The organism is Gemmatimonas sp., from assembly GCF_044376735.1.
GTDB lineage: Bacteria > Gemmatimonadota > Gemmatimonadetes > Gemmatimonadales > Gemmatimonadaceae > Gemmatimonas.
In genome coordinates, this window is record NZ_JBILKJ010000130.1 from 1 (window position 1) to 7,555 (window position 7,555).

The window sequence follows — 7,555 nt, forward strand, 5'->3', positions numbered from 1 at the left end:
CGAATGACCAGGGTGACATCGTCATCGGGTGAGAACGCGTCTGCCCACGCGCGCAGCAGCACGTCCCACCCTTTTCGCAACCGCCATTCGAAGACACTCAGAAACACGGTGCCGCGAACGCCGGGTACCGCGTACGGCGCGCCATCCGGGTGGAAGAGCTGACTGTCTATTCCACCGGGAATGACATGCATGGGGACGCGGACGCCGGCATCCCGAAAGGTCTGCGCATTGAAGTCGCCCGTCACCCAGAGCTCGTCCAGCGCGTTGGCGCCGGCCACCCAGTGTCCCGGAAGTCCGTCGGTCTCGAACATCGAGCGTCCGACCGAGTACACCGCCTCGTTGTGGGCGGGTGCAAAGCTGTCGATCGTGGCGTGTTGCACCTGAATGAACGGGCCGGGCACGGGACGCTCGATGCATCGCGTCAGGGCGGCCAGCTGGTCGGGGGCAAGCGTCTCGCGAAACCCGCGCGCGTCGGTCGTGCTGCTGCGCAGGCTGACCGGGATGCGGTTCGCCTCGAGGGCAGCCACCATGCCACGAACCTCGTCGGCATAGCCGGTGGGTTCGAACACCGGGCCCACCCAGACGACCGGACGCATTAGCGGCCCCCTCGCGCAGGAATCGGCGCGAGCGGGGCACGGACGTGCGTGCAGCGAGTATGGAGAGGCGGAGCGACAGGCATGGCGGTCCGACCTAATGCACGGACTGTGCCATACCTAACATGTTGTTTTATAGTGACTTACAAGCCGTCTGTCAGCTCAGGGATCGTCGTGATTCGGCAACGACCTCCTGTCGGCCCGGCAGAATCTGCCGGACGTCAGGAGCTGAGCGCGGCGTGCAGCGGGGCGATCGTACTCGCCCAGTCGCGTGGCGCGCGCTGTCGGATCAGCCGCACCGACGGGTACCACGGCGTGGTGTCGGTGCCCAGCCCCCAGCGCCAGTCGGGGGAGAAGGGGAGCAGGACCAAGGTGGGTCGTCCCATGGCGCCGGCCAGGTGGGCGATACCCGTGTCTACGGTAACAACCGCATCAAGTTGCGACAATAATATAGCAGTATCAAGCCAATTTGATGACAGTTGAGGCATTTCGAGCCGCTCGAGGCCGGTTGGGTCGCTCGCGCCGTACTGCAACGACACCCACGCGACGTCCGGAAGGTCCAGCAGCTGGGGGAGCAGCAGCCGGTCGAAGTCGCGCAGCGAGGTCGCCAGAAAGGCGGGATTGCCTTGCCACACCACGCCGATCCGACGGCGGTCCGACGTCGATGCTGGCGTCGCGGCCACACCCGTCCGCAGGTACGGAATGCCATCACCGGCCACGTCGGCGCCCGTGCCCAGCCAGTGCGGCAGCGACAGCATCGGCACGTACCAGTCGGTGACCGGGGCGGTGCCCTTCGCGACCGCGTCGACTCCGCTCGCGAGGAAGAGCGACAGCGCCCCCGCGTGACATTCCACGACCACGCGTGATGCCCCGAGGGCGGTGAGTGCGCCCACAAACCGGAGGAACTGGAAGTTGTCCCCCATCCCCTGTTCCGCCGTCACCAGCATCGACTGTCCCTCGAGCGACTCCCCGTGCCACGGCGCCGCCCCGGTGGCCGGCGGGGCAGGGAGCCCACGGTGCTCGAAGTCCGCCCAGCCCTCGGCCGTTGGCCCCGCGAGCAGCGACGTCAGGGCGCGCTGCAATCGGGTGGGTCCATGGGCGGGACGCACCGCTTCTGCGCGCTCGAGCCAGTAGCGGGCGCGGGTGAGATCGCCGAGCGCGTGCCGGATCTGCGCGGCGGTGAGCAGCAGCGCCGGCTGCCTGGGCGCGATCGCCATGGCGCGCTGCACGATGGGCCACGCCCGCTGCGGGTCGCCGTCGGCCCGAGTGGCGCCAGCCAACGCGCCGAGGGCGGCGGGATCCTTGGGACGTTTCCGCACCACCCGCTCGAACAGCTGCCGCGCCTCGGAGGGCGCGCCGGCATCGAGCAGCGCCGCCCCGAGTTCATACATCGCGGTCACGTCGGCGCTTTCTATAGAAGAGGGGCCGTCGGTCGTGTCCGTCGCGTGGTGAAACACGGACAGCAGCGCGTCGCGCACCGCCACCGTGTTGCCCGCCAGCCGCCACGCATTGGCCACCATCAGGGCCACTGTGATCTCACGCGGGAGGGCCGCCTGCACGAGCGCAAACGCGGCGGCGGCCTCGGCGTGTTGACCGGCATCGAGGGCCGTTTGGCCCGCTACCAGCCACGCCTCGATATCGCTGGGGCGATGCATCAGCGGCGACTCATGCGGCACCATCGGCCAATCACGAAAAGATCGGTGCCATCCGTCATTGCGGAGGGGACCGATCTGTCATGATCCGTGCCACGGTTCCTGGCCACCTGATTTTCTCCGCTCAAGTTCTTCCACGCCCCGACGATAATAACTCCTGACCGCGATTCGTTAGTCGAATCCGGGCGAGGCACGGATGCCTCAGCGTTCACATCAGGGAGGATAGTTTCATGCGTATTAACACCAACGTTGGCGCCCTTACGGCTTCGCGCAACTTGTTCGTCAACAAGATGGCGACGGACAGCAGCATGCGGAAGTTGAGCTCCGGCCTGCGCATCAGCCGTGCGGCTGACGACGCGGCTGGTATGTCGATTGCGAACAAGCTGCGCATCCAGAGCCGCTCGCTCACGCAGGCGGCCACGAATGCCGAGCAGGCCAACGCGATGGTTCAGATCGCGGAAGGTGCGGCGTCCACGATCGAGCGTATCATCGAACGTCAGAAGGAACTCATCGTTCAGAAGGAGTCGACGGGCAACAACAGCTCGGTGTCGACGACCCTCGCGACCGAAATCACCACGCTCCAGGCGGAAGCCGCTCGTATTCTCGCCGACGCCAATTTCCTCGGCGCCTCGGTGTTCTCGTCGCTCACGTTCCAGATCTCTGACAAGACAGCGAACGGCACGTTGACCGTGAACGCGGCGCTCGCGCTCACCGTGCTCTCGGGTACCTCGACGCTGGCCGACGCCGACACGGCGCTCGATGCGGTGAACGCCACGCTGGCCACCATCGGTGCCGCGCAGAACGTGCTCGACTACACGGTGACGAACTTGAAGTCTGCCACGGTGAACATCCGCGCCGCTGAATCCACCATCCGCGACGTCGATATGGCGGAAGAAATGGCGAACTTCACGCGGAACAACATCCTGCAGCAGGCGGCCCAGGCCATGCTGTCGCAGGCGAACCAGGGTAGCGAAGGCATTCTGCAGCTCCTCCGCTAAACCGGTCGTTTCCCAGTAGGTGATTGACCCCGGGTCGGCGCATTCGCCGGCCCGGGGCTTGGTCTGTAGTACAGGATGCAGGGGCTGGTCGAGTCGCTCAACACGAATGCGCGCACGCTGCGACGCACCGGGTTGGGCGGCTTTGTTGTGACGGTACCTGGCAGTCCGACCACGTCCCGTGGACGCCTGGCGATGCGTCAGCGGCGACTCATGCAGCGCCCTCGGCCAATGGCGAAACGGTGGGTGCCATCCGTGATCGCGAAGGGCCGATCTGTGATGATCCGTTCCACACCGGCCGGCCAACTGAATCCTTCCGCTCAAGTTCTTCCGGGACCCGACGAAAATAGAACTTAACCGAGGTTCGATTGGCGAATCCGGGTGAGGCAAGGATGCCTCAGCGTACACATCACGGAGGATAGTTTCGTGCGTATTAACACCAACGTGGGCGCCCTCACGGCTTCCCGCAACTTGTTCGTCAACAAGATGCAGACGGACAGCAGCCAGCGGAAACTGAGCTCCGGCCTCCGGATCAGCCGGGCGGCTGACGACGCGGCTGGTCTCTCGATCGCGAACAAGCTTCGCATCCAGAGCCGCTCGCTCACGCAGGCGGCCACGAATGCCGAGCAGGCCAATGCGATGGTCCAGATCGCGGAAGGTGCGGCGTCCACGATCCAGCGCATCATCGAACGTCAGAAGGAACTGATCGTTCAGAAGGACTCGACGGGCAACAACAGCTCGGTGTCGACGACCCTCGCGACCGAAATCACCACGCTCCAGACGGAAGCCGCTCGTATTCTCGCGGACGCCAACTTCCTCGGCGCCTCGGTGTTCTCGTCGCTCACGTTCCAGATCTCTGACAAGACGGCAAACGGCACGTTGACCGTGGCCGCGGGGCTCACGCTCACGTCGCTGTCGGGTACCTCGTCGCTGGCCGACGCCGATACGGCGCTCGATGCCGTGAACAACACGCTGGCCGCCATCGGTGCCGCGCAGAACGTGCTCGACTACACGGTGACGAACCTGAAGTCTGCCGTGGTGAACATCCGCGCGGCCGAATCCACCATCCGTGACGTCGACATGGCGGAAGAGATGGCGAACTTCACGCGGAACAACATCCTGCAGCAGGCGGCCCAGGCCATGCTGTCGCAGGCGAACCAGGGTAGCGAAGGCATTCTGCAGCTGCTCCGCTAAACCGGTTGTTTCCCAGTAGGTGATTGACCCCGGGTCGGCGCATTCGCCGGCCCGGGGCACAGTCTATAGCACAGCAGGAAGGAGGTGGGTATGGCGAATCCGAACAACATCAGTGGGCTGACCAGCGGCATTCAGTGGGGCGATCTCGTCGACTCGACGATCAAAGCCTACGAAGCCCGACAAGTCGCGCCGATCACCGATCGGATCACGAAGCGGGCCGCCCAAAAGACCGCGTGGACCAAGATGCAGGGGCTGGTCGAGACGCTCAACACGAACGCGCGTGCACTGCGACGCACCGGGTTGGGTGGCTTCGTCGCAACGGCACCCGCCAGTCCGACCACATCCCGTTCGCTCCTCTCCGCCACCGCCTCGCTTTCGGCGGCGCAGGGCACGTCCCGCGTGGAAGTGCTGCAGCTCGCCCAGACGGAAAAGATCGGCGGCGACACGGTGAGTGACACGACGGCCGCGCGTGGACTGGTGGGCTCGATGTCCATCAATGGGACCGCGATCAATATCGTCGGCACCGACACGCTGGCGGATATTCGCACCAAGATCAACAGTGCGGGTGCCGGCGTTACGGCGGCCATCGTGAGCGACGGGGGCACCGCGGGCAGCCTCGTGTTGACCAGCAACACGGGTGGTTCCAGTGGCATCACGATCAGCGACGGCACCGGCGGCATGGCGCGCGAGCTCGGCTTCATCGACACCCGCACCAAGCCGGTGTCGTCGGCCGTCCAATCCGCTGCCGCCGCCCTCGGCCTGAGTGTATCACCGAGTCCGGCGTCGATTCGCGTGGGGAACGTGGTCATTACCGCCGATCTGTCCACCGACTCGATCTCCTCGATCGCGGCCCGTATCGTCGCGGCGAAGGGTGCGGCGTCGGTCCAGGCCGAGAGCTACGGCAACGAAACGCGCTATCGCCTGGTCGTCGGCGGCAACGTCACGGCCGTGGGTGGCGATGCCGGCTCGCAAGCCGTGATCGATGCGCTCGGATTCGCCGCCGGTACCACCGGCATGGTTGCGCAGGCGGTGCAATCGCCGGTGTACACCGGCGCCACCAACCTCGCCGCCACCTCCTCGACCAGGCTCACCGACCTCAAGCTCAATGGCGTGGCGGCCGGCGTGGCGGCTGGTGATGCAATCAACATCAGCGGCAAGCGCGCCGACGGCACCGCGGTGACGGTCGGCCTCGTCGTGGGCGCGAACGACACGATGCAGACGCTGCTCGACAGGATGAACGACGCCAGCACGGGCTTCGGCTCCGGTTCGCGCCCCGCTACGGCTTCGCTTGCCGGCGATGGCAGCGTCGTGCTCTCCGACAATACCGGCGGGTCGTCGTTCCTGGCGTTCCAGCTGTCGATCAGCCATGCGAGTGGCAGCACCAGCTCACTCGGGTACGGCAGCACCACGGTGATGGGACGGAATCGCGAGACGCAAGCCGGCGCCGACGCGGTCATCCGCGTGGATGGGCGAACGGTGGTCCGCAGCTCGAACACCATCACCGATGCCATCAGCGGCGTGACCCTCTCGCTGAACACCGCCGAGCCCGGCACCACGATCGACGTCACCGTCGATCGCGATGTGAAAGGCACGGTGGACTCGGTGCAGAAGTTCGCGGACTCGTACAATCAGATCCGCGCGTTCTTCGACGAACAGCGCGTGGCCGATGCCCCGCTGTACGGCGATACGCGCATGCGCACGATCGTTTCCTCGTTCCAGGATGCGCTGCGCACCGACGTGCCCGCCAACGGCACCTATAAGAAGCTCGCGCTCGCCGGCCTGTCGCTCGACCAGAAGGGGCTCCTGGCGTTCAATCAGGACACGTTCAGGACCGCCCTGGCCGACAAGCCCAGCGAAATCGAAGCGCTCTTCGGTTTCTCGGGTGCCGGACAAGCCTTCGTTACGGCGGCGGACAACGCGACGAAGTTCGGCTCCGGTACGATTACCGCACAACTCGACAACATCAGTCAGAACACGCTGGCGCTCAAGAAGCGTGAGGCCGATGTGAAGAAGCGCATCGAGCTCAGGCGCGAGCAGCTCGTGGCGCAGTACACGCGGATGGAGGACGCCATGAGCAAGCTCAGGTCGCAGAGCAGCGCGCTGCTTGCCGGTACACAGGGACTTCAGGGTGACAAGTAGCTGCCGATACTTGTAGGAGCGATGTAGTTCCCGAAGTTGTTCTCACTCCAGCCACTGCCCAGATGTCCTACGCCAGCCAGTCCTCGTCGTACCGCGAAATGGAGATCCATTCAGCGCCTCCCGAGCGACTCGTCGTGATCGTGTTCGAGCAGCTGGTGGTGAACTTGGAACGTGCACGCATCGCGATGGATCGCAACGATGTCGAATTGCGCTTCACCTCGTTGCGCCGCGCGCGCGGCCTGGTGAGCGAGCTCCTCTCCACGCTCGACTTCGAGCAGGGCGGCGCGATCGCCACCCAGCTGGCCGATCTCTATCAGTTCATGCTCTACGAACTCGTCGACGTCGGCACGCGCGGTGATGTGGCGACGATGCGCAAGCTCGTGAATATCGCGACGTCGCTACGCGAAGGCTTTACGGGTGCGTCGCAGTCGCTCTGGGCCGAAGCGTCCCGCAAGACCGCGTGACACGGCATCCGCTCATGAGTGCCCTCGATACATCCCGTGGCGGCCGGTTCGGCCTCCGTGATCCCGACGCTCGCCACGCGGCGGCCCGCGGCGCGCTGGCCATCTGTGCCAGCGCCGACGCGATCGCCCGTGAAGCCGTCGACGTGGTGGGGCACGATGACGACCGGCTGTTCAGTCTGCTCGAACAGCGCGACGAAATGCTGCAAGACCTCAGCGAGCATCTCGTGCTGTTGCGGCTCGAGCGCCCTACCGCCGACAGCCCGCTGTACGCGGCGACCGAGCGGGCCGTGGACGACGCCGATGCCCTGCTCACGGAGGTCTCGGCGGCGCTCACCACATCACATCGGGTCACGATGGAGTTGGCCGCCAAGGTGGCGCGCCGGACCGACGAGATCCGGCGCGAGCTCGACGCGGTCCAGCGTGCCGGCACCGCGGGCATCGGGTACGGCGTCGCCGCCGGCGCCCCCTTGGTTGACCGGCGCCGATAGGCCCGCCGCGGACACGACCATTGGCTATCC

The 7,555-nt window shown here is 65.7% G+C and carries 6 protein-coding genes and 1 pseudogene; 5 read left to right on the forward strand and 2 right to left on the reverse strand.

The features are described 5' to 3' along the window. Together ACIRA7_RS13355 and ACIRA7_RS13360 are read right to left on the reverse strand one after the other, a co-directional pair. Positions 1–596: pseudogene (locus ACIRA7_RS13355) on the reverse strand (glycosyltransferase family 1 protein); the annotation flags it as partial. Between the two features lie 218 nt (positions 597–814). Continuing rightward, positions 815–2,248, reverse strand: coding sequence for a tetratricopeptide repeat protein (locus tag ACIRA7_RS13360; RefSeq protein ID WP_396221341.1), 1,434 nt, complete (start codon positions 2,246–2,248; stop codon positions 815–817). 227 nt (positions 2,249–2,475) lie between these two features. Here ACIRA7_RS13360 and ACIRA7_RS13365 point away from each other — a divergent pair, with 227 nt between their 5' ends. From ACIRA7_RS13365 to ACIRA7_RS13385, 5 genes are all read left to right on the forward strand, one after another. Continuing rightward, positions 2,476–3,243, forward strand: coding sequence for a flagellin (locus tag ACIRA7_RS13365; RefSeq protein ID WP_396221342.1), 768 nt, complete (start codon positions 2,476–2,478; stop codon positions 3,241–3,243). A gap of 423 nt (positions 3,244–3,666) precedes the next feature. Further along, a complete protein-coding gene (locus ACIRA7_RS13370) occupies positions 3,667–4,434 on the forward strand; it encodes a flagellin (RefSeq protein WP_396221343.1) in 768 nt (255 codons plus the stop codon). A 90-nt stretch (positions 4,435–4,524) separates the two neighbouring features. Next, on the forward strand, positions 4,525–6,573 hold the full coding sequence (gene fliD / locus ACIRA7_RS13375) for a flagellar filament capping protein FliD (RefSeq protein WP_396221344.1): 2,049 nt from the start codon (positions 4,525–4,527) through the stop codon (positions 6,571–6,573). Positions 6,574–6,635: 62 nt separating this feature from the next. Then, complete coding sequence (gene fliS, locus ACIRA7_RS13380) at positions 6,636–7,037, forward strand: flagellar export chaperone FliS (RefSeq protein WP_396221345.1); 402 nt, start codon at positions 6,636–6,638, stop codon at positions 7,035–7,037. A gap of 14 nt (positions 7,038–7,051) precedes the next feature. Further along, the gene (locus tag ACIRA7_RS13385) at positions 7,052–7,525 is read left to right on the forward strand and encodes a hypothetical protein (protein ID WP_396221346.1); all 474 of its coding nucleotides are present in this window, start codon (positions 7,052–7,054) and stop codon (positions 7,523–7,525) included. Positions 7,526–7,555: the final 30 nt, after the last annotated feature.

Bases quoted from the DNA above. Each gene is read 5' to 3' on its own strand.
- ACIRA7_RS13360 (WP_396221341.1), bottom strand. From the start codon at position 2,248: ATGCATCGCCCCAGCGATATCGAGGCGTGGCTGGTAGCGGGCCAAACG.
- ACIRA7_RS13365 (WP_396221342.1), top strand. From the start codon at position 2,476: ATGCGTATTAACACCAACGTTGGCGCCCTTACGGCTTCGCGCAACTTG.
- fliD (WP_396221344.1), top strand. From the start codon at position 4,525: ATGGCGAATCCGAACAACATCAGTGGGCTGACCAGCGGCATTCAGTGG.
- fliS (WP_396221345.1), top strand. From the start codon at position 6,636: ATGTCCTACGCCAGCCAGTCCTCGTCGTACCGCGAAATGGAGATCCAT.
- ACIRA7_RS13385 (WP_396221346.1), top strand. From the start codon at position 7,052: ATGAGTGCCCTCGATACATCCCGTGGCGGCCGGTTCGGCCTCCGTGAT.